The 21329-nt window shown below is 63.2% G+C and carries 19 protein-coding genes, 1 tRNA gene and 1 pseudogene; 9 read left to right on the forward strand and 12 right to left on the reverse strand.

The genetic code is table 11. From position 1 onward, the window contains the following. Positions 1–26: 26 nt before the first annotated feature. The 3 genes from NKJ18_RS18335 to NKJ18_RS18345 form a co-directional block, all read right to left on the reverse strand. Positions 27–3452: an acyl-[ACP]--phospholipid O-acyltransferase gene (locus NKJ18_RS18335; RefSeq protein WP_352759105.1), complete on the reverse strand. Its 3426-nt coding sequence runs from the start codon at positions 3450–3452 to the stop codon at positions 27–29. A 91-nt stretch (positions 3453–3543) separates the two neighbouring features. Further along, positions 3544–3831, reverse strand: coding sequence for a YiaA/YiaB family inner membrane protein (locus tag NKJ18_RS18340; protein ID WP_023668598.1), 288 nt, complete (start codon positions 3829–3831; stop codon positions 3544–3546). Positions 3832–3942: 111 nt separating this feature from the next. Further along, positions 3943–4629 (reverse strand): PspA/IM30 family protein, encoded by a 687-nt coding sequence (locus NKJ18_RS18345; protein WP_023681449.1) that lies wholly within the window; start codon positions 4627–4629, stop codon positions 3943–3945. Between the two features lie 107 nt (positions 4630–4736). Between NKJ18_RS18345 and NKJ18_RS18350 the strand changes: the two genes are divergently transcribed. From NKJ18_RS18350 to NKJ18_RS18360, 3 genes and pseudogenes are all read left to right on the forward strand, one after another. Then, a complete protein-coding gene (locus tag NKJ18_RS18350; protein WP_352759108.1) occupies positions 4737–5345 on the forward strand; it encodes a TetR/AcrR family transcriptional regulator in 609 nt (202 codons plus the stop codon). Positions 5346–5447: 102 nt separating this feature from the next. Further along, positions 5448–6455 (forward strand): annotated as a pseudogene (locus NKJ18_RS18355) (acyltransferase family protein); the annotation flags it as partial. Positions 6456–6726: 271 nt separating this feature from the next. Continuing rightward, positions 6727–7410, forward strand: a complete 684-nt coding sequence (locus tag NKJ18_RS18360) for an SGNH hydrolase domain-containing protein (protein ID WP_352759237.1) — start codon at positions 6727–6729, stop codon at positions 7408–7410. 47 nt (positions 7411–7457) lie between these two features. On the opposite strand, the gene NKJ18_RS18365 is transcribed toward NKJ18_RS18360, so the two are convergent. After that, a tRNA-Ala gene (locus tag NKJ18_RS18365) sits at positions 7458–7533 on the reverse strand. Between the two features lie 148 nt (positions 7534–7681). Here NKJ18_RS18365 and NKJ18_RS18370 point away from each other — a divergent pair. Together NKJ18_RS18370 and NKJ18_RS18375 are read left to right on the forward strand one after the other, a co-directional pair. Continuing rightward, positions 7682–7972 carry a YggT family protein gene (locus tag NKJ18_RS18370; protein ID WP_023668602.1) on the forward strand — a complete coding sequence of 97 codons (291 nt, stop codon included), beginning with the start codon at positions 7682–7684 and terminating at the stop codon, positions 7970–7972. Between the two features lie 13 nt (positions 7973–7985). Continuing rightward, positions 7986–8300, forward strand: coding sequence for a DUF167 family protein (locus NKJ18_RS18375; RefSeq protein WP_023668603.1), 315 nt, complete (start codon positions 7986–7988; stop codon positions 8298–8300). Positions 8301–8303: 3 nt separating this feature from the next. Here the strand turns inward: NKJ18_RS18375 and NKJ18_RS18380 are convergent, their stop codons facing one another. The 3 genes from NKJ18_RS18380 to NKJ18_RS18390 are packed head-to-tail and all read right to left on the reverse strand — an operon-like array spanning position 8304 to position 11076. Further along, positions 8304–9185: a MurR/RpiR family transcriptional regulator gene (locus tag NKJ18_RS18380; protein ID WP_023668604.1), complete on the reverse strand. Its 882-nt coding sequence runs from the start codon at positions 9183–9185 to the stop codon at positions 8304–8306. A 50-nt stretch (positions 9186–9235) separates the two neighbouring features. Continuing rightward, a complete protein-coding gene (locus tag NKJ18_RS18385; protein ID WP_023668605.1) occupies positions 9236–10303 on the reverse strand; it encodes an ABC transporter ATP-binding protein in 1068 nt (355 codons plus the stop codon). 2 nt (positions 10304–10305) lie between these two features. Then, complete coding sequence (locus NKJ18_RS18390; protein ID WP_352759112.1) at positions 10306–11076, reverse strand: SDR family oxidoreductase; 771 nt, start codon at positions 11074–11076, stop codon at positions 10306–10308. 177 nt (positions 11077–11253) lie between these two features. Between NKJ18_RS18390 and NKJ18_RS18395 the strand changes: the two genes are divergently transcribed. The 4 genes from NKJ18_RS18395 to NKJ18_RS18410 all read left to right on the forward strand — a co-directional run bounded on the left by NKJ18_RS18395 (position 11254) and on the right by NKJ18_RS18410 (position 16103). Next, positions 11254–12486: an ABC transporter substrate-binding protein gene (locus NKJ18_RS18395; protein WP_352759114.1), complete on the forward strand. Its 1233-nt coding sequence runs from the start codon at positions 11254–11256 to the stop codon at positions 12484–12486. Between the two features lie 425 nt (positions 12487–12911). Beyond that, on the forward strand, positions 12912–13781 hold the full coding sequence (locus NKJ18_RS18400) for a carbohydrate ABC transporter permease (RefSeq protein ID WP_023745368.1): 870 nt from the start codon (positions 12912–12914) through the stop codon (positions 13779–13781). Beyond that, positions 13778–14602: a carbohydrate ABC transporter permease gene (locus tag NKJ18_RS18405; RefSeq protein ID WP_023668609.1), complete on the forward strand. Its 825-nt coding sequence runs from the start codon at positions 13778–13780 to the stop codon at positions 14600–14602. Before NKJ18_RS18400 ends, NKJ18_RS18405 begins: the two co-directional genes overlap by 4 nt. A gap of 25 nt (positions 14603–14627) precedes the next feature. Next, the gene (locus NKJ18_RS18410) at positions 14628–16103 is read left to right on the forward strand and encodes a M81 family metallopeptidase (protein ID WP_352759116.1); all 1476 of its coding nucleotides are present in this window, start codon (positions 14628–14630) and stop codon (positions 16101–16103) included. Between the two features lie 31 nt (positions 16104–16134). Here NKJ18_RS18410 and NKJ18_RS18415 read toward each other — a convergent pair whose 3' ends face one another. The 5 genes from NKJ18_RS18415 to pdxY form a co-directional block, all read right to left on the reverse strand. Then, entirely contained in the window at positions 16135–18189 is a 2055-nt protein-coding gene (locus tag NKJ18_RS18415) for a M3 family metallopeptidase (RefSeq protein ID WP_023688838.1), read from the reverse strand. Between the two features lie 88 nt (positions 18190–18277). Beyond that, a complete protein-coding gene (locus NKJ18_RS18420; protein WP_023668612.1) occupies positions 18278–18691 on the reverse strand; it encodes a hypothetical protein in 414 nt (137 codons plus the stop codon). A gap of 67 nt (positions 18692–18758) precedes the next feature. Next, complete coding sequence (locus NKJ18_RS18425) at positions 18759–19403, reverse strand: carbonic anhydrase (RefSeq protein WP_023668613.1); 645 nt, start codon at positions 19401–19403, stop codon at positions 18759–18761. A gap of 149 nt (positions 19404–19552) precedes the next feature. After that, positions 19553–20317: a DUF429 domain-containing protein gene (locus NKJ18_RS18430; RefSeq protein ID WP_352759118.1), complete on the reverse strand. Its 765-nt coding sequence runs from the start codon at positions 20315–20317 to the stop codon at positions 19553–19555. Next, the gene (gene pdxY, locus NKJ18_RS18435) at positions 20314–21198 is read right to left on the reverse strand and encodes a pyridoxal kinase PdxY (protein ID WP_352445039.1); all 885 of its coding nucleotides are present in this window, start codon (positions 21196–21198) and stop codon (positions 20314–20316) included. Before pdxY ends, NKJ18_RS18430 begins: the two co-directional genes overlap by 4 nt. Positions 21199–21329 lie beyond the last annotated feature (131 nt).

A 21329-nucleotide genomic window follows, 5' to 3' on the forward strand; every position in this document is an offset into this window, starting at 1 on the left:
TGCGTCGGCCCGTTGCCGTAGCCGGGTCAGGCGGCCTTGGTCTTCAAGGCCTCTTCGTCGCGCACCATTTTTGTCACGGCGGCGAAGTCGAGCTTGCCGGAGCCAAGGACCGGTACCTTTGAGACCACCCGCACTTCGGCCGGGACCATCAGGTCCATGGCGCCGTTGGCCTTGGCGTAGGCGAGGAATTCCGCTCGTGTGGCGCCGGATGCCTCAGTGATGAGGATCAGCTTTTCGCCCTTGCGCGCGTCGGGCACCGTGGCGACCGCCGACAGCGAGCCCTTCCACAATTCGCCGGCCAGCGCTTCGACAGCGGCGAGCGAGATCATCTCGCCGCCTATCTTGGCGAAGCGCTTGGCGCGGCCGCGAATGGTGATGAAGCCGCCTTCGTCGATAGCGACGACGTCGCCCGTATCATGCCAGCCGTCCTCCAGCGGTTCGAGCACGCCGGGCTTCTCGGCCCGGAGATAACCGGCCATGACATTGGGGCCGCGCACGAACAGCCGGCCGCCTTCGTCGACGCCGGGGACCGGATCGAGGCGGTATTCCATGCCGGGCATGATCTTGCCGACGGTTCCAGAGCGATTGTACATCGGCGTGTTGATGGAGATCACCGGCGCCGTCTCGGTGACGCCATAGCCCTCGAGTATGCGGACGCCGAACTTCTCCATATAGGTCATGCGCGTCGCTGTCTTGACCGGCTCCGCGCCGGCAAAACAATAGCGTATCGAGCGGAAGTCGTAGGGGTGCGCGGTGCGGGCATAGCCGGAGAGGAAGGTGTCGGTGCCGAAGATGATCGTCGCGTTCGAGCCGTAGATCAGTTCCGGCACGAGGCGGTAGTGCAGCGGCGAGGGGTAGAAATAGACCGGCACGCCGGAGATCAACGGCAGCACCGTGCCCGCGGTCATGCCGAAGGAGTGGAAGATCGGCAGCACGTTGAACACCTTGTCGCCCGAATGGAAGTCGATACGCGACGCCGCCTGGGCGGCGTTGGCCAGGATGTTGCGGTGGGTCAGAACGACGCCCTTCGGCGTGCCTTCCGAACCCGAGGTGAACAAGATCACCGCCGCATCGCCGGGCTTGCGTTTCGCGCGCGGCGTCGACTTGCGCAGCAAGCCGAGCAGCTTATCCTTGAGACTGATGGTCTTTCTGAGATCGTCGAGCCACACGATGTCGACCGAGCGACCGAGTTCCTCGACTACAGCGCCGAGCTTTGCCTGTTCGACGAACGCGCGGGACGTCAGCACGGTGCGGACTTCGGCGGCCTTGCAGGCGGACAGAATATTGGCAGCACCTGCGGTGAAGTTCATCATCGCCGGAACCTTGCCGGCGGACATGACGCCGAGCAGCGTCGCGCAAGAGCCGTTGGCGTTGGGCAGCATGATGCCCAGCGTCTGCTGGTCGGCATAAAGGTTCTGGAACTTCTCACCAAGCACGGCGGCAGCCGTGAGCAGCTTGCTGTAGCTGAGAGAACCGGTGACCGGATCCTGAACTGCGAGCTGATTCATGCCGCGTTCGTTCGCCGTCTCGATGATCTTTTCCAGTACGGTCTTGTCGATGTCCTGGGTGCGGAAAACGAGATCCGACATCACCTGGTAGAGCGCGGAACCCGCCGCGGCGCGGCGCTTGCGGCCCTTCAGCTCTTGCGGCACCTCGAGCTTGACCGGTTCCAGAATGGTCACCTTGACCTTCGGGAACAGGCGGCGGCGCACATGCTGCGAGCTCAACCGCGAGAAGTAGGTCTTCTCCAGCCCGTCGATGCGCACCGGCACAACCATCGAGCCGGTCTTGTCGGCAACCATGGCGGCGCCGTCATAGACCTTCATCAGGCCGCCGGTCACCGTGATGCGTCCCTCCGGGAAGATCACCAGCGGATCGCCGCCCTGCACGATCTTGATCAGCGTGCGAGTCGACATCGGCTTGGCCGGGTTGAGCGGCAAAGCGCGGGCAAGTTTCATGAACGGCTTCATCCACCAGGCCTGGGCAATGGTGTAGTCGATGGCGAAGACCGGCTCCTCATCGGTCAGCGTCAAGGCGAGCGGACCGTCGAGAAAGCTGACATGGTTGAGCGCCAGGATCGGTGCCTTGCCGGCCGCCTTGAGGTTTTCCATGCCCTCGACTTCGAGGCGCAGGAAAGCGCGGAACAGGATGGAGACGAAGTCACGGAAGGGGTTCGTCGGCAAATATTTCAGCATCAGCCAGGCGGCAATCGCATTGGCCGCGGCGAGGCCGAACAGGATGCCGCCGGTCGAGACCTTTGTCTGGATCAGGGCCATGATGATGCCGCCGCCAGTCATGAAACCGGCATTGACGATACTGACGGCGGCGACGACCCGGGCGCGCCGCGCTTCGGGCGACCAGGCCTGCACGGCGGCGAAGGTCGGCACCACCAGGAAAGCGGCTGCAATGGCCATGCCGGCGAGGTCGATGGCGACGCGGATCGTGTTTGGGCCGGCGAAGAATGCGCCAAGGGTTTCCGCCTGGGGCGACGGCGTCATGCCGGAGATGGTCCAGGCGAGATGCAGGCCGAACAGGGCGAGCAGCGCCGTGCCGACCGGTGCCGGCAACAGCACGATGCGGCCCTGCGACATCCAGGCGGCGATGGCCGAACCGATGGCGATCGAGACGGCGAACACGGCGAGGTAGACGGTGACGGCCATTTCGTTGCCGCCGAGCGAATCCTTGATCAGGACCGGCAGGAGCGAGAGCACGATGGCGCCGATCAGCCAGAACCACGACGTCATCAGGCCGGCGCGCCAGATGCGCGTGTCGGTGCGCAATTCGGCGACCTGGCGCCAGGTCGAGCGGAAGATGTTCTTGTCGATGACAAGGTCGGGCGCCGCCGAACCGGTGGACGGGATATAGCGGCTGACGAGCCAGCAACCGACGGCGAGCGCCATCATGATCGGTCCGAACACCGCGACGCCGATGCCATCGGCGGAAACGACGCCGCCGGCTATGGTGCCGCCGAGAATCGCGGCAAACGTGGCTGACTCGATCCAGGCGTTGGCCTTGGGCAGTTCCTTGCGTTCGAGGTGATCGGGCAGGATTCCGTATTTGATCGGTCCGAACAGCGCCGAGATGATGCCGAACATCAACAGCGCCGTCATCAGCACGGGAATGGACGACAGGGCGATGCCGACGACGGAGACACCCGCCGCGGCGATCTCGGCGAATTTCAGACGCTTGGCTATGAGAGCCTTGTCGAAGCGGTCGGCGAGCTCGCCGCCGAGCGCCGACAGGAGCAGGAAGGGGGCCATGAAGACGGCGCCCGCCAAGGTGACCAGTGATGCCGCCTGGTCCGCCGCCAGCGTGAACAGAATAAGGAACACCAGCGTGTTCTTGAGGAAATTATCGTTGAAGGCGGACAGGAACTGCGTCCAGAACAAGGGCGCAAAGCGCCTGGAGGTCATCAGATGAGCTGTCGGTCGGTTGATCGGGGCGATTTCCATAGCGGCGACTTCCATTGGGCAAGACCGGTGAAAATCCTGACTGGATTGATCAGCGGTCTTGCGCGTTGAGCCTTGTTTAGCGGGAACCCGGTTACACTTCGTTACTGCGGCTGACTTCCATCAGCAACTTCTCGGTCTTGGCGTCTTCCAGCCGGTTGATGAAGCGGCTTGCCTCTTCCGAGTCGCGCAGTGTCTTGGTGATGGTGATCGAGGTGTGCACGAGCATGATGGCGGCCATGGCATAAAACCCCTTGGCGGCGAAGCTCGCCTCCATGAAGTAGATGCCGCCGGCCATCATCGTGGCGGCAACGGCGAAACTGGCCATGGTGAAGGTCTTCCAGGCGCTTGAGTCCTTGGGGGAATAGGTGTTCGGGGTCATCGATATGGTCCTTTCGTTTCAAGGTTAGGTTGGTTGGGCGTGGGTCTGTTTCAGGCTGGATACAATCAGGCCGGATACAATCAGACTGGATAACAATCAGGCCGGGTACGATCAGGCCGGCTTGGTCATGGTCTTCGTGAGCCGTTCGAGCACGGCGTCGGCGCTGCTTCTCAGCGGCGCGCCGCAGCCGGCGGCCGCAAGCTTCTCTGAGACCGCGGCAGGATCGCCCGACTGTTCCATCTCGGCCATGGCGGCCGCGGTGGCGTCGATCTGCTTTTGCCTGGTGCGCAGGCGCAGCAGCGTCTCCTCGGCGTCCCTGAGCGCCGACAGGCTGGAGCCGGGCGCGCTTTCTCGCAGGCGCTGGGTCGAGTCGACCGCGGCAACGATGCGCTGGCCGCGCTGCAATTCGCGCAGGCGCATTTCGGAGACGCGGATAATCCGCTTGAGACGCTCGATCTCGGTGCCGAAGCTTTTCTGCGCCTCGGCGGAGGCGTCGCGTTCGGCTTCCAGCATGGCGATGGTTTCGGCGGCTTCGCGGGCCAGTTCATTCTGTCCCTGCTCGATCGCGGCGATCGTGCGCTTCTCCAAATCATCGATGCGGAGGACAAGCTTCTTGAACTGCGCGACTTCCTGTTCGTTCTGGGCGATGGCAATTGCAACCGCCCGGCGGGCGGCCGCGATAGCGTCGGCGCAATCGCGGATCTGCTGGCGCAGGATTATCAGCGCGTTGCGGTCGACGACCGCCTCTGCGGCTTCGTAGCTTCGGCCGCGAACGAGAGCAAAAAACTGTTTCAACATTTCCGTTTCTCCTCTATGAACGTTGTTCACGAGGCAAAGTAGCACATTGTGAACGGCGTTCAAGGAGAAAATGAACGGTGTTCATGATTGCGCATAAGAGAAGGTAAATGGCCGCAAAACGGGACGCCAAACGAGAGGACCTCAAAGGCAGGCTGATCGAGGCCGCGCAAGCGCGCATCCAGTCCTCGGGGCTCGCCGGGCTGCGCGCACGCGACATCACGGCCGATGCCGGCTGCGCGCTCGGCGCGCTCTACACCGCCTTCGCCGACCTCGACGAGCTCATCCTGCACGTCAATTCGATCACGCTGGCAAGACTTGGGGCGGCGTTGGAACAGGAGGCGACCGCCGCCGCCGAGCCAAGGGCCAAGCTGAAGGCACTGGCCAAGGCCTATCTCGGCTTCGCCCGCGGCAATCGCATGGCGTGGAAGGCGCTGTTCGAGCATCGCATGGCGCCAGGCGTGGCGGTGCCCGGATGGCATCTGGCCGAACATGCCGTGCTGATCCAGCATCTAGTCGAGCCGCTGGCGGCGCTGCTCCCGGCGGCGGCAACGCCGGAGCTTTTGGCCCGCGCGCGCACGCTGTTCTCCGCCGTGCATGGGATCGTCGCCATCTCGCTCGAAGACCGTTTCATTGGCCTGGCCTCCACCGATCTCGAAGGTGAGCTGCTGGGTTTCGTCGGCACGCTGGTGAGCGGACTGGAGACGGAAAGGGAATGAACTGCTGCGATCGGCTCTTGCCTCACGGCACTCTGCCCTTATGAAGATCGTGGCGCGGACTGCCGGTTGATCCAGGCCGGCTGAGACTGTTGGGGATATCCGGTGACAATCGATCAGAACCGTCGGTTTCGACCCGAAATACAGGGGCTGCGCGGCTTGGCGGTCGCGCTTGTCGTGGTCTATCACATATGGCCGGATGTGCTGCCTGGCGGATATGTCGGCGTCGACGTCTTTTTCGTCATCTCTGGCTATCTGATCACGGGCCTGCTGGCGCAGATGGCGCTGCGCGGCGGCCGGATTTCACTGATCGAATTCTACTCGCGACGGGTGCGACGGTTGTTGCCGGCAGCAACCCTGGTGCTGCTGGTGGCATTGCTGGGCACGCTGCTTTTCATCTCAAAGGCGCGCTGGGAGGAAATGGGCAACCAGATCGTGGCGAGCGCTCTTTATGTCGAGAACTGGCGGCTGGCCTCGATTGCGGTCAGCTATCTCGAGGCCGACACCTTGCCGAGCCCGGTGCAACACTACTGGTCGCTTTCCATCGAAGAGCAGTTCTACATCGCCTGGCCGTTGGTGATGATCGGCGTGATCTGGCTGGCGCGCCGCCGTGACCTTCCGCTGAGGGCCTGCTTGATCGGGGCGTTGTCGCTCATTTTCGCGGCATCACTTGTTGCCTCTGTCGTTTTGACGGCGACGGATCCGGCCCAGGCCTATTTCGTCAGCCATACCCGCCTGTGGGAATTGGCGCTGGGTGGTCTGCTGGTGCTGACCGAACACCAGTTTCGACTGGCGGCACTCACTAGACAGTGGCTGGCGATCGCCGGCATCCTGGGCATCGTTGCGTCCGCCTTGCTGTTTTCCGCTGCAACTCCATTTCCCGGCGTCAGTGCGTTGTTGCCGACCTTGGCCACAGTGCTGGTCATCCTGGCTGGCGAGGTTGAAGTCGGCCGGTTTCGTGGGCTCGATTCGTTGCCACTTCGTTTCATCGGCGATCGCTCCTACTCGGTCTATCTATGGCATTGGCCGCTGATCACCATCTCCCAGGCGCAGGGTCATTCGCTGACCCTTGCCGGCGGTTTCGGCCTGATTGCGGCGACCCTGCTTCTATCGGATCTGTCCTATCGATATGTTGAGCAGCGCTACCGGCAAGCTCGGGGCGGCGCCTGGTGGAAGCCGCTGGGATACGGCACCGCGGCGGTTCTCACATGCGTGGCCGCATCCGGCAGCCTGCTGCTCTTTCTGAAGACCGAACGCATCGACACCGCGCTGATCGGCACGCCTTCCTACCCTGGGCCCGCCCGCTCTCGTCTCCGGCGCCGTGGTCCCGGACGGTGTGAACCTTCTGCCGCCGCTGGCCCGGCTGAGGCGGGACGTGCCGGTCGTGTATGCAAGGAAGTGCCACCAGGAGGAAAGCTCGGAGCCCAAACGATGCTCTCTAGGCGATCCCACGGGTGCGAAAACAATGGTTCTGGTGGGAGATTCTCATGCAGCCCAGTGGGTGCCGGCACTGGACAAGATCGCAAAGGACCGCAACTTCAAACTGGTTACCTTTACAAAATCCGCCTGCCCATTCACCCGCGTGGCCATCACGGCGGATGGCAAACCCAACGTCTTATGCGCGCAGTGGCACGAAAAGGTGCTGGCCGAGATCCTAAAGCTGAAACCGGATCTGATCTTCACCAGCCAGTCCAATTACGGAGCGGTTCAGCAAGACGTGATGATCGAGGGGCTGCGAAGTCTCTGGGGCGGGCTGACGGACGCCGGCTCGCAAATCGTTGCCATCCGCAACACGCCCTATATGAAATTCGACCCGGGCGAATGCCTGAGTTCGACCCCAACGAAATGCGTCACCAAACTGAGCGATATTGAGCGGAGCAACGTGTTGGCGCTGGCCGCGGAAGGACAGAAAAATGTGCGCGCCATCGATATGCTCGATGCCATTTGCGGGCCGCAACTATGCCCGGCAGTTGTCGGCAACATCATCGTCTGGCGGGACAGTCATCATCTGACCGCCAGCTACTCGCTTGCCCTGGCGCCCTATCTCGCAGCGAAGGCGGGGCTTTGACGAGACGTCTCGGAACTTAGATGTGTCGACAGGCAGGAAAATTCCGCTGGTGGAGCTGAGGAGGATCGAACTCCTGACCTCGTCATTGCGAACGACGCGCTCTCCCAGCTGAGCTACAGCCCCGTCCAGCGGATGGCGCATTTATCGAAGGCTGCGGTTTCCTGTCAAGGCGGGGTTTTGCCGAAATCCCTTGTGCCCGATGCTTGTAGGCGACCGGCCCTTGCCGGTTTCGCGCTCAATGGCTACATGTCGGCAACAATCGGAGACCGGCATGCTCGCCCTCATTCAAACAATCGTCATGGCGCTGGACCTGTACTGGTGGGTCATCATCGCCTCGGCGATCTTTTCCTGGCTCTATGCGTTCAACGTCGTCAACTCGCGCAATCAGTTCGTCGGCAGCATCGGCAACATGCTCTACCGGCTGACCGAGCCGGCGCTGCGTCCAATCCGTCGGTTCATGCCCGACCTTGGCGGCGTCGACATCTCGCCGATCATCCTGCTTCTGCTCCTGTTCTTCCTCAGGCAGCTCATTCTCACCACGATAGCGCCGCTGGTCCTGTGAACCCGACGATGGCATGAACGCGCCATTCCGCTTGCGCGCCGACGGCATCGACCTGTTTATCCGGCTGACGCCGAAGTCTTCCGTGGACAGGCTCGGAGGCGCCGAAAAATCGGCCGACGGGCGCAGCCATTTGAAGGCGCGCGTGCGCGCCGTGCCGGAGAATGGCGCGGCCAATGCGGCGCTGGAACGGCTGGTGGCCAAGGCGCTGGGCGTTCCGGCATCGGTCGTGTCGGTCATTGCAGGCGGCACGGCGCGGCTGAAGACGGTGCGTGTGGTTGGCGAACCATCGACGCTGGTGAAGAGCATCGAGGCACTGGCCGCCGGATAATCCTCAATCCCCCAGCGGCAACTTTGGATCGTCGACCTTCAGCGTGTTCACGCTCTGCTTGATGCGGCGCAGGTTTTCGAGAACCCTGGGTCCGCGCGTTTCGGCCACGGAGGTGACGATCATGTCGACGATCGACAGCAGCGCATAGCGCGACGAGGTCGGCTTGTAGATGTTGCCGTCTTCCAGCGACTGGAACTGGATAACGGTATCGGCGGCCTTGGCGAGCGCTGATTCCGGCGGGGTTACGGCGATGGTGCTGGCGCCATATTGCTGGGCCACCTGCACGGCGTCGATCACCGAGCGCGCATAGCCGGACACCGAGAACGCGATCAGCGTCGTCTCCGATGTGGCGACCGCGGCATACATGCGCTGCAATTGCCCGTCGATCTGCGCCAGCACCGGCACGCCCAGCCGAAACAGCCGGTTCTGCATCTCGGTCGCCATCATCGAGGAAATGCCGCCGGAGCCGATGCACAGCACATTGCCCGAACTGACGATGCGCGCGGCCACGCCCACCAGCGTCTTCATGTCGAGGTTTTCGCTGGCGCGCTGGATGGCGGCGATTGCCGCTTCGGTGATGGCCGACGCAATGCGCTGCTCGCGCGCGTCGCGGTTCAGCGGTTCGGGCGACAGATACTGGCCGCCAATGGCGATCGCCTGCGCCAGGTAGAATTTGAAATCGCGCAGACCCTCGCAGCCGAGATTGCGGCAGAAACGGGTGACCGTCGGCTCGCTGACGCCGACGCGCGCGGCAATTTCCGAGATTGCCGCCTTGGAGGCGAAGTCGAGATCGGTCAGCACGAGGCCGGCCAGGCGGCGGTCCGATTTGGTGCCGTCCTGCGACATCAGCTGCAGGCGCGTGATGATGTCGGCCGGCGTTTTCATTTCTGGGTTGTCGTCTTCATCGTGGTGTTTTCGTTTTCATGCCGGCGCTCTCATAGCGGCAGGCCTGTCGCCGTGTCGAACAGATGGATGTTTGCAGGCGCGACCGAGACCGGCAGCATCTCACCCGGCTTGACCTGTATCCGATCGCGGAACACGGCGCGCACCGTGTCAGCGCCGATGGCGCCATAGACATGGGTTTCCGAGCCGGTCGGCTCGACGACATCGACCTTGATCGCCATCGCGTCGACAGCCTCGCCGATGACGAAGTGTTCGGGCCGTATGCCGGCCTCGACCGTGCTGCCAGCCGGCACCGTCTTGCTGCCGAGCGCCAGTCGCCCTCCGCCGGCCGATTCGAACCAGCTTTTCTCGGGCGTCGTCTTCAGGGCGCCGGAGACAAAACTCATCGACGGCGAGCCGATGAAGGAGGCGACGAATTTGTTGGCGGGACGGTCGTAGAGCTCCAGCGGTGCGCCGACCTGCTGGATCTTGCCGCGGTCCATCACCACGATGCGGTCGGCCATGGTCATGGCCTCGATCTGGTCGTGGGTGACATAGACGATGGTCGATTTCAGCCGCTGGTGCAGCGCCTTGATCTCGGTGCGCATCTGCACGCGCAGTTGCGCGTCGAGATTGCTGAGCGGCTCGTCGAACAGGAACACCGAGGGTTCGCGCACGATGGCGCGGCCCATGGCGACGCGCTGGCGCTGGCCGCCCGACAGCTCCCGGGGATAGCGGTCGAGATAGGAGAACAGGTTGAGGACGCCGGAGGCCTTTTTCACCTTGTCGTCGATTGCCGTGCGGCTTTCGCCGCGGATCTTTGGGCCGAAGCCGATGTTGTCGGCCGCTTTCAGATGCGGAAACAGCGCATAGGACTGAAAGACCATCGCAACATTGCGCTGCTGTGGCGGCAAAGCGTTGGCGCGCACGCCGCCGATCAAGAGGTCGCCTGAGGTGATCGGCTCCAGCCCGGCCAGCATGCGCAGCAAGGTCGACTTGCCGCAGCCGGAAGGGCCGACCAGCACGACGAATTCGCCGCTCTTGATGTCGAGGCTGATGTTTTCGAGAATCTTATGGCGTCCGAAGGATTTCGACAGGTCGCGGAACTCAACGTCGGTCATGGCTACGCTCCCAGTATGTCGTCGATGAAGGGCAGGAAGCCGGCGGTCAGTCCGGCGTCGACCGGCACCACCGCGCCGGTTATCCCCGATGCGCGCTCCGAGGCAAGAAAGGCCACCGCTTCGGCCACTTCCATGGCGTCGACGATGCGGCCGAGCGGATAGAGCCGCTTGAGCTTGCCGAGAACATCCGGGTTCTTGGCCAGGCGATGGTCCCAGGCGGCAGTGCGGATCGAGCCGGGGCAGACGACATTGGCGCGCAGCCCGCTGCGGCCGAGTTCCACAGCGATCGCTTTGGCATAGGCATTGATGCCGGCCTTGGCCGCGGCATAGGCCGGGTTGCCGAAATGGGCGATGGCGTTGACGGAAGAGATGAAGACGACGCTGCCCGAACCGCGCGCGGCCATTGCCTTGATCAGCGGATCGGCGAACAGCATCACCCCGGTCAGATTGAGGTCGAGCTCATGCGTGATCTTGTCGGGGGTCAGCGCTGCAAGAGTCTCGGCGCGCGTCCAGCCGGCATTGTTGATCAGGATGTCGGGCACGCCGACTTTCCCGAGGATCGCCGTGATCGCGGCATCGGTGGAGATCCGGTCGAGAAGGTCGAAGACGTGGCCCGACGCCAGATGCGGACTGCCGAGCTGGTCTTGCGACTGGTCGCAGCCGACGACGCGCGCGCCTCGTTCGGCCAGCAGCGCCACAATAGCCGAGCCGAGCCCGCCGCCGGCGCCGGTCACCAGCACGGTCTTGCCCGCGAATTCGGCCTTTGAAACCACGCTGCGCGCCTCCCTGGGATCTACGATAATCGGAAAACGCTATTTTAAGAAATGTAATTAAGCAACAGGATAATCCGCTTGCACAGCGTGAAATCATGGATAATGTAGGAAAGTCACATAAAGCCTTGGCCGCCTGGAAGCCGCAAGAGCGCAGGCGCAATCAATGGGAGAGATCGAATGAAGCTTGCAAAATGGACTGTCGGCCTGATGGCCGGAATGAGCCTGCTCGCCCTGGCCGCGGAGGCAGATGCCGGCGAGGTGCGCGTAACCGTCGCCGAATACAGCGCCAAGACCGGCCCGTATTTCGAAGCGGTGAAAAAGGAATTCGAGGCAGCCAACCCGGGTATCACCGTCAAGTTCGAAGTTGTGCCGTGGGACGTGCTGCTGCAGAAGCTGACCACCGACATCACGGCCGGTACCAATGCCGACCTGTCGATCATCGGCACCCGCTGGCTGATCGATTTCGTCCAGCAGGATGTCGCCGAGCCGCTCGACGCCTACATCAAGCCAGACTTCAAGGACCGCTTCATCGACACCTTCCTGTCGCCGTCGATCATGGAGGGCAAGACCTATGGCCTGCCGATCGCGGCCTCGGCGCGCGCCATGTACTACAACAAGCAATTGTTCGAGAAGGCCGGAATCGCCAACCCGCCGGCAACCTGGACCGAGTTGCAGGAGGATGCGCGCAAGATCAAGGCACTGGGCACCGGCACGTTCGGCTTCGGCCTGCAGGGCAAGGAGATCGAGACCGACGTCTATTATTATTATGCGATGTGGTCGCAAGGCACCGAGATTCTCAACAAGGATGGCACGTCGGGCCTCGGCACGCCGGGCGCGCTCGAAGCCGCCAAGCTCTACAAGTCGATGATCGACGAAGGCCTGACGGAACCCGGCGTCACCTCCAACAACCGCGAGGACGTCCAGAACCTGTTCAAGCAGGGCAAGGTCGGCATGATGATCACCGCGCCCTTCCTGTCCAACCAGATCAAGGACGAGGCGCCGAACCTGAAATATGGCGTGGCCGCTATCCCCGCCGGACCGACCGGCGCGCGGGGCACGTACGGCGTCACCGATTCCATCATCATGTTCAAGAATTCCAAGAACAAGGATGAGGCCTGGAAGCTGCTCGACTTCCTGTTCACCACCGAACAGCGCGCCAAGTTCACGCAAGGGGAAGGCTTCCTGCCGGTGAACAAGGAAGAGGCCAAGATGGACTATTACGTCAACAATGCCGATCTGGCAGCGTTCACCGCGCTGCTGCCCGACGCCCGCTTTGCACCGGTCATCCCCGGCTGGGAAGAAGTCGCCCAGATCACCTCGGATGCCATGCAGAAGATCTATCTCGGCGGCGACCCCGAGGCAGGCTTGAAGGAAGCGGCTGCCAAGGCCAACGCCGTGATCAAGAAATAGGGCGTATCTCCCTGCGCCCGGCGCGCCCCAGAGATCGGGGCGCGCCACACTTTCCTCTCCCTCCGGAGGGGGGAGAGGTGGCTCGGCGAAGCCGAGACGGAGTGGGGGAACCACCTGGCAACCGCCGCGATGGACATAGGAAGGGCAATAGGGGCAAACATCACCTCGCCTTGCGCCCCAAGGGTCGACATCCACTCCGTCGACCCCACTCCGTCGAGCTTCGCTCGACACCTCTCCCCCGATCGACGGGGGAGAGGAAGGGTTCCCTTCCGCAACCATTGCGGAGGATGGGCAGGCAGGTGAGGGGCAGCGCAAACGTCCGCAGGAGATTCAAACCCTGAAGCGCTGCCTTAGACCGATATGCGAGATTGATCCGAGCTGGCGCGCCAGCGCCACTTATGTCCAACACGGTACGAATCCGGCCGATGCAAAATCGTTACCTGCCCTATTTATTGACCTTGCCCAGCCTGTTTCTGGCCGCGGTCGTCATCTTCTGGCCGGTCTGGGACCTGATCCAGATATCGACGCATGATGTCAGCCGTTTTGGGCAGCTGCGCGACTTCAACGATTTCGCCAATTATTCCGCCTTCCTCGCCGATCCCGATTTCCTGGCGGCACTCTGGCGCACCGGCCTGTGGACCGTGCTGGTGGTCGGCGGCGCGCTGCTGTTGTCCGTCCCCGTGGCGATGATCCTCAACACCGATTTCTACGGCCGCGGCATTGCCCGCGTCATCATCATGCTGCCCTGGGCGGTGTCGCTGACGATGACGGCGGTGGTCTGGCGCTGGGCGCTCAACGGCGAAAGCGGGATGCTGAACTCGGCGCTGATCGGGCTTGGCCTGATCCATGAAAACATCCAGTGGCTGGCGCGCGCCGAGACGGCATTCCCGATGCAGGTGCTGATTGGCATATTGGTGACGGTGCCGTTCACCACGACCATCTTCCTCGGCGGCCTGTCGTCGATCCCCGACGACCTCTACGAGGCGGCGGCCCTGGAGGGGGCGACGCCGCTGCAGCAGTTCCGCGAGATCACCTTTCCGCTGCTGAAGCCGTTCATCAACATCGCCATCGTGCTCAACACCATCTACGTCTTCAATTCCTTCCCGATCATCTGGGTGATGACGCAGGGCGGGCCGGCCAACTCGACCGACATATTGGTCACCCATCTCTACAAGCTGGCCTTCCGCATCGGCAAACTGGGTGAAGCATCGGCGGTGTCGCTGCTGATGTTCGCCATCCTTTTGATCTTCACCATGATCTATGTGCGGCTTGCCATGCGGGAGCAGCGCACATGACGCCCAAGCTGAAGCGTACGATCATCGCCTGGCTGCTGCTTTCGCCGCTGCTCGTGGTGACGATCTTCCCCTTCGCGGTAATGTTTTTGACCGCGGTCAAGCCGCGGCAGGAGGTGCTGTCGCCGACCTGGTGGCCAAGCGAATTCCACTGGTCGAATTTTGCCGACATGTGGGTGGCGACCGGCTTTGGCCAGGCGCTGGCCAATTCGCTCTATGTCTCTGTTATCGCCACCGTCGGCGCCATCCTGATCTCGGTGCCGGCCGCCTATGCCATGTCGCGGTTTCGCTTTGCCGGGTATGGCGCCTTCCGCCAGTTCCTGCTGATCTCGCAGATGATCTCGCCGATCGTGCTGGTGCTTGGCCTGTTCCGGCTGATGGCCGCCTGGGGCCTGATCGAATCGACGACGGCGCTCGGCGTCATCTACATGGCTTTCAACGTCGCCTTCACCGTGTGGATGCTGCAGAGTTATTTCGACACCATCCCGCGCGATCTCGAGGAAGCAGCGTGGATGGAGGGCGCCGGCCGCTGGCTGACCTTGCGAAAAGTGTTTCTGCCGCTTTGCCTGCCGGCAATCGCGGTCACCGCCATCTTCACCTTCATCAACGCCTGGAATGAGTTCGTCGTTGCGCTCACAATGCTGCGCAGCCAGGAAAGTTACACGCTGCCGATCCAGGTGTTCTCGCTGGTCGCCGGCCGCTACACGATCGAATGGCACCATGTAATGGCGGCGACGCTGCTGGCGACGCTGCCGGTGGCAATCCTGTTCATCTGGCTGCAGCGCTATCTCGTCCGCGGGCTGGCGCTCGGGGCGGTCAAATAACGGCGCCATTCACAACGGAGCTTTCATGCGCATCTTCACCGCCTCGCTGGCGACCGAAACCAACACCTTCTCGCCGGTGCCGACCGACCGGGCGTCGTTCGAGATGGCGTTCTATGCCGGGCCGGGCAAGCATCCAGACACGCCGACCTTGTGCTCCTCGCCGATGGTCGCGCTGCGCCGGCGTGCGACTGCCGAAGGGCTGACCGTCATCGAAGGCACCGCCACCTGGGCGGAGCCGGGCGGGCTGGTGCAGCGGCAGACCTATGAGTCGTTGCGCGACGAGATTCTCGGCCAGTTGAAGGCAGCCTTGCCGGTCGACGCCGTCATCCTCGGCCTGCACGGCGCCATGGTGGCGCAAGGCTATGACGATTGCGAAGGCGATCTGCTGGAACGGGTTCGCGCAATCGTCGGGCCCGACGTGGTGATCGCGGTCGAGCTCGACCCGCACAGTCATCTGACCCCAAAGCGCGTCGCGGCATGCAATGTCATGGCCTATTTCCTCGAATTCCCGCACACCGACTTCTATGAGCGCGGCGAACATGTCGTCGAGCTTGGATTGGCGGCGGCGCGCGACGAGATCAAGCCGGTGATCTCGACGTTCGACTGCCGCATGATCCAGGTGCTGCCGACCAGCCGCGAGCCGATGCGCTCCTTCGTCGACCGCATCAAGGCGCTGCACGGCAAGGACGGCGTGCTGTCGGTCTCGGTCATCCATGGCTTCATGGCCGCGGACGTGCCGGAAATGGGCACGCGCATCCTGGTCGTCACTGACAATGACAAGGCCAAGGGCGATGCGCTGGCGGAGAGGCTAGGGCACGAGCTTTACGCCATCCGCGAAAGGACGGCGATGACGATGCTGAACACCGAGGACGGCATCGCGCGGGCACTGGCCGTGCGCAAGGAAAATCCCGGCAAGCCGGTTGTGATTGCCGACATTTGGGACAATCCCGGCGGTGGCGTCGCCGGCGACGGTACGGTCGTGCTGCGCGCCATGCTGGAACAGGGCGTGGACAATTTTGGCGTGGCGACGATCTGGGACCCGATCGCTGTCACCTTTTGCCAGGCGGCAGGCGAAGGCGCCGTCATCGACCTGCGCTTCGGCGGCAAGGCCGGGCCGCTGGCCGGCGAACCGATCGATGCGCGCGTCAAGGTGTTGAAAGCCGTCCCCGAGGGCTGGCAGAGCTTCGGGCCGAGCCGGGTGACGCTCGGACCAACGGCGCTGGTGCGGCTCGAAGGCACCGAAATCGACATCATCCTCAACACCAACCGCACGCAGACCTTCGAGCCGGATGTCTTCTCCAACATCGGTGTCGATCCGTTGTCGAAGGACATATTGCTGATCAAGTCAACCAACCATTTCTACGCCGGCTTTGAACCGATCGCGGCGGAGATCATCTATGTCTCGGCGCCGAGCTCGTATCCGAGCAATCCGGCGGTGACGGATTACAGGAAGCTGACGCGGCCGGTGTGGCCACGGGTGGCGGATCCTTGGCGCTGGTGATCTCCCCCTCGAGGGGGGAGATAAGGCGGCGCTATAGCAATCCCCGCTTCACCATCATCGCTTCCGGCGAAGGCATCTTGCCGCGGAACGCCGTGTACAGCTCCTCCGGATCCTTCGACCCGCCAGCGGCATAGATATTCTTCCGAAGCCGTTCCGCCAGCGCCGGGTTGAAGGGATCGCCGGTCTCCTCGAACGCGGCGAAGGCGTCGGCGTCGAGCACTTCCGACCACATGTAGGAATAGTAGCCGGCTGAATAACCGTCGCCGGAGAAGATATGGCCGAAATGCGGGGTGCGATGACGCATGGCGATGGTGTCGGGCATATCAAGCTTTTCCAGCGTTTCGGCTTCGAAACGCAGCGGTTCCGCCGGCGCATCCGGCCGCGCGTGATACGCCATGTCGATCAGCGCCGACGCTGTGAACTCGACCGTGGCGAAACCGGCGCCGAACGTGCGGGCGGCCAGCATCTTGTCGAGCAGCGACTTCGGCATCGGCTTGCCGGTCTTAACATGCAGCGCATGCTTTTCCAGCACTGCGGGCACCGTCAGCCAGTGCTCGTAGAGCTGCGAAGGCAGTTCGACGAAATCGCGGGAAACCGAGGTGCCCGCCACCGACGGCCAGGTGACGTCGGTCAGCATGCCGTGCAAAGCATGGCCGAACTCGTGGAACAGGGTCTTGGCCTCATCGACCGACAACAGCGCTGCTTCCCCGGCCGGCGGCTTGGCGAAGTTCATGATATTGTAGATCACCGGCTTGGAGCCATCGCCAAGCTTGTAGCCCGACTTCAGCGCGCTCATCCACGCGCCGGAGCGCTTCGAGGACCGGGCGAAATAGTCGGCGAGGAACAGGCCGCGCTCGCTGCCATCGGCGTTCTTCACCACGAAGACGCGCGCGTCGGGATGCCAGGCGGCGATGCCCTTCTTCTCCTCGAAAGTGATGCCGAACAGTTTTGTGGCGACGTCGAAGCAGGCGTCGATGATGCGGTCGAGTTGCAGATAGGGTTTCAGTTCCGCCTCGTCGAAGGCGAATTTTTCGGCGCGCAATTTCTCCTGGTAGAAGCGCCAGTCCCAGGCGGCGAATTTTTCGTTGCTGCCTGCCTTGGTCGCCAGCCGCTCCAGCTCCTTCTGGTCGGCGGCGGCCTTCTCCAGCGCTTTCTCCCAGACCGGGTCGAGGAGGTCGTGCACCGCCTTCGGCGTCTTGGCCATGGTGTCGTCGAGTTTCAGCGCGGCGAACGAGGCATAGCCTAGCAGCCTGGCCTTTTCGGCGCGCAGTTTCAGCATGTCGCGCACCACTGCGGTGTTGTCGCTGGCGCCGCCATTCTGGCCGCGCATGGTGAAAGCGCGGAAGGCGCTCTCGCGCAGGTCGCGGCGTTCGGAGAAGGTCGTGAACGGCTCATAGATAGAGCGCGACAAGGTGACTGCGTAGCGGCCTTTCTGGCCGCGCGTCTCGGCGGCTTCGGCCATCGAACTCTTCACGAAGTCCGGCAGGCCCGCAAGATCAGCCTCGTCGAGGAAAAGCGCCCAGTCGCGCTCGTCGGCCAGCACGTTCTGGCCGAAGGTCGTGCCGAGCGAGGACAGCTCCTCGCTGATGTTGGCCAGCCGCTTCTTGCCGTCGGCGTCGAGTTTTGCGCCCGATCGCACAAAGCCTTTCCAGGTCTTCTCCAGCACCCGCAGCGTCTCGGCGTCGAGTTTGAGCGTCTCACGGCGCTGGTAGAGATCGTCGACGCGGGCAAACAATTTCTCGTTCATCGAGATCGCCGAGAAATGCCTCGACATTTTTGGCGAGATATCGCGCTCCAGCGCCTGGATCGCATCGTTGGTGTGGGCGCCGGCCCGGCACCAGAAGATCGACGAGACATGGTCGAGCGGCTCACCGGCGAGCTCGAGGGCTGCCAGCGTATTCTCGATGGTCGGCGCATCCTTGTTGCCGGCGATCGCATCGATTTCGGCCTCATGTGCCTTCAGCGCCGCGTCGAACACCGAGGAGAAATCGTCGTCGCCGATGCTGGCAAAATCCGGCAGGCCGAGCGGCCCTTGCCATTTGGTCAGCGGATGGGCGGCGAGATCGACGGTTTTCGTGGACGGCATGGGGGATCTTTCGATGATTGGCGGAGCTTGCTGACCGATGTAGGGCGATGACTGGCGCGGCGCAACAGCGCGGCCGTTCAAGCCCGCGTCAGAAGCCGTCGCAATTTTCCGCGATCGCCGCTTGCGAACTGGCGGTGATGCGGTTGCCGGTGACGGCGAACGTTTCCTGCATCAGCATGTCATTGTTGGGGAAATCATAGCAGGCGATGACAGTGGTGACGCCGGCCTCGCTCTTTTCGACGCGATGCCGGATTGCGGCGCCGGCGACCGCGCCCTTCCATTCGTCGATCGACGCGATGAACTCCTGCTTCGACTGCACGACGCCGAGATCGTCGAGCTTGATGCGGACATCGTCGGCGAGCAGGTCCGACAATTCGGTGCGATCGGCGACCAGCAGCGCCGAATACCAGCGGTCGATAATGGCGCCGTCATCGGAGCGGGCAGGGACGAGCGAAATCAGCAGCGCCGCTACGGCGAAAGCGATCGCACGCCAAACCCGCATTCTTCCCTCCTCTTATTTGACCATGCCCTTATCCGAAAACCGGTTCCCACTTTTCGGGATCACGGGTCTACGTCAAATCCGGCCGCTCGAAGTCGCCAGTGTCCTTGTTCATCACCCAGAGCTCGCCTGTCGAGATGTCGAACCAGGCGCCATGCAGCGACAGCCGCCCCTTGCCTTCGAGGATGGAGACGCAAGGGAAGGTCCTGAGATTGGCGATCGAATAGCGGATGGAAATCCGCTCCAGCGCCGTCTGCCGTTCGGTTGTCGTCATGAACGTGCTGGACGAAACGGTTTCGGCCGCCGGCGCGATCAGGCTCATCCATTTGCCGATGAAGTCGCCGGGCGACAGCGGCGCCGAATTGGTGTCGAGCGCGGCGCGGATGCCGCCGCAGCGGCCATGGCCCATCACCACGATGTTTTTCACCTTCAGGCTCTGCACGGCGAATTCGAGCGCGGCCGAGGTCGAGTGGAACTCGCCGTCCGGTGCATAGGGCGGCACCAGATTGCCGACATTGCGCAGAACGAACAGTTCGCCCGGACCGGCGTCGAAGATCGCCTCGGGGGCAGAGCGGGAATCGCAGCAGGCAACGATCATGGTTTCGGGCGCCTGCCCCTCGCGGGCGAGCTCGCGGTAGCGTCCGCTCTCGGTGAGATAGCGGCCATTCATGAAATTGCGGTAGCCGGTCCAAAGATGTTCGGGGAGATGGGGCATGGGCTAGGGATGAAGCCTTTCGGGGTTAGCGACGGCAGCTCATTTCAAGTTAGAAAGGCTCTAACGGCAAATGCCCGTCGCGGGCAATGCCGAATTGCGGATGGCTTCGTCGCAAATCGCCATGCCGCACGCATGGCTCGCCGTTTGCCTCACGCCCAGATCGCCAGGGGAATGCCCAAACGGTCGGCAAGCGGCGGGTCGGGAAACGGCTTTGCCTCGCCGCCGGCAATGCGTCCGGCAATCAGCATCATCGCTGCGGCGTCGAGGAAATCGTCGGCGGCAGCACCGCGTTGCGGCGGCTGGTCAAGGAAACCTCTGGTATAGCCGTGCCGGCAGAGCAGTGCCTTGCGCTCTTCCATCCCGGCAGGATTGACTGCGCCCTTGATCTTGTTCGGCAGCGTCATCGGTTTTTCGCCGTTCAGCCGGCAGAAGGCCACTTCGGGGTGCGATTCGAAGACGCGGCGGCGCAGTTGCGGACGTGCGATCAGCAGCGCGTCGATCTCGCGTATCTTGGCAAAGATGCCGAAGGCCTGGATCGAGACGCCGCGTGGCGGATCGGAGGTCGCCCTGGCCACCTCGCTGGCGCGCCGATGCGCCTCATACCAGGCCTCGACCGTGGTGAAGTCGCTGATGTCGGCGTAGAGGGCCGCGCGGGACGGGATAGAGAAGACGCTGGATTGCCGTGCTCCGAGCATTGGCCGTACCAAGGTCTCCGGCCCGCGCCCGCCTCTTTGCGAGACGTCCGGCAGGCCGATCGGCATGTCGACGGCCACTGTCGCATCGGCGGGCAAGGCGTCGAGCAGGGCCGCAAAGCTGGGAAAGACGCGGACTGACGGCGCGGCATCCAGATCGCGGCGGACGGCGATCCAGCCGGCCTTGCAGCCGTCTACGCCGACTACCACGGTCGAGGTCACGCCCGGCGGTCCCGCCCCGGATGCGTGAGGTGGCGCAGCTGCACCATCGCCATCGGATGCGACAGGCTCTGGGCATCGGTTTCAAGCTGCAACTCGTCGCCGCCACGCTTGGCGGTTCGCGCCAGGATTTCGTAGACGGCGGCGGTGGTCGATTGCAGCGCCTTGATCGGCGGCTGCCCCGACAGGATGCGGGCGAGGTAGACGGCCGCAGTCAGGTCGCCGAGGCCATTCGGCGGCTTGTCGATGAGGCGGTGTTCGGCCAGCAGCGCCTGGGTGCCGTCAAGCAGCAGATTGCCGGTGCCGCCGGTCATCATCGACTGTGCCGACGTCACCAGCATTGTTGACGGTCCGGCATGGAGGGCGGCCGAGATCACCGATTTCAGATCGGGCAAAGGCGCGCCGGCCATCCATTCCAGCTCATAGCGGTTGGGGGTGGCGATGTCGGCGACCGGCATCAGCCGGTCGCGCATCGCGGCGGCCGTCGGCTCGGGCACATAGAGCCCGCCGGAATCGCCCATCACCGGATCGCATATATAGATCGCGTCCGGCGTCTTGGCCTTGACTGCCGCAACCAGCGAGGCGACGGCCTCGGCCTGGCCGGCCTCGCCGAGATAGCCCGACAGCACCGCGCCCACCTCGCCCAGCCAGGGCGCGCGCTCGAGATCGGCCATCAGCGCCTTGAACTGGTCGAGCGGCGGCACGATGCGCGTGGCGCGGCCATGGCCCGGATGCCAGGGCAGGATGACCGTCGGTACCGCCCACACCGGAAAGCCCAGCGTCTCCAGCGCAAACACGGCGGCGCGGTTGCCCACCGAGCCGCGGGCGACATGGCTGGAAATGACGATGACCGCGCGCGGCGCGTCGGCTTTTTCGCTGTTCATGGAAAATCCTAGATGCGGATAATTTTTCGCTGAATCGTCATCCTGGTCTATCTCTTTGGTTCGAGCATGATCTCCGGACAAAACGGTTCCCGCTTGTCCGAGAAAACCGGTTCCCACTTTTCAGGATCATG

Origin of the sequence: Mesorhizobium sp. M0217 (assembly GCF_040321955.1) — a bacterium.
In the GTDB taxonomy this organism is placed as follows: domain Bacteria; phylum Pseudomonadota; class Alphaproteobacteria; order Rhizobiales; family Rhizobiaceae; genus Mesorhizobium.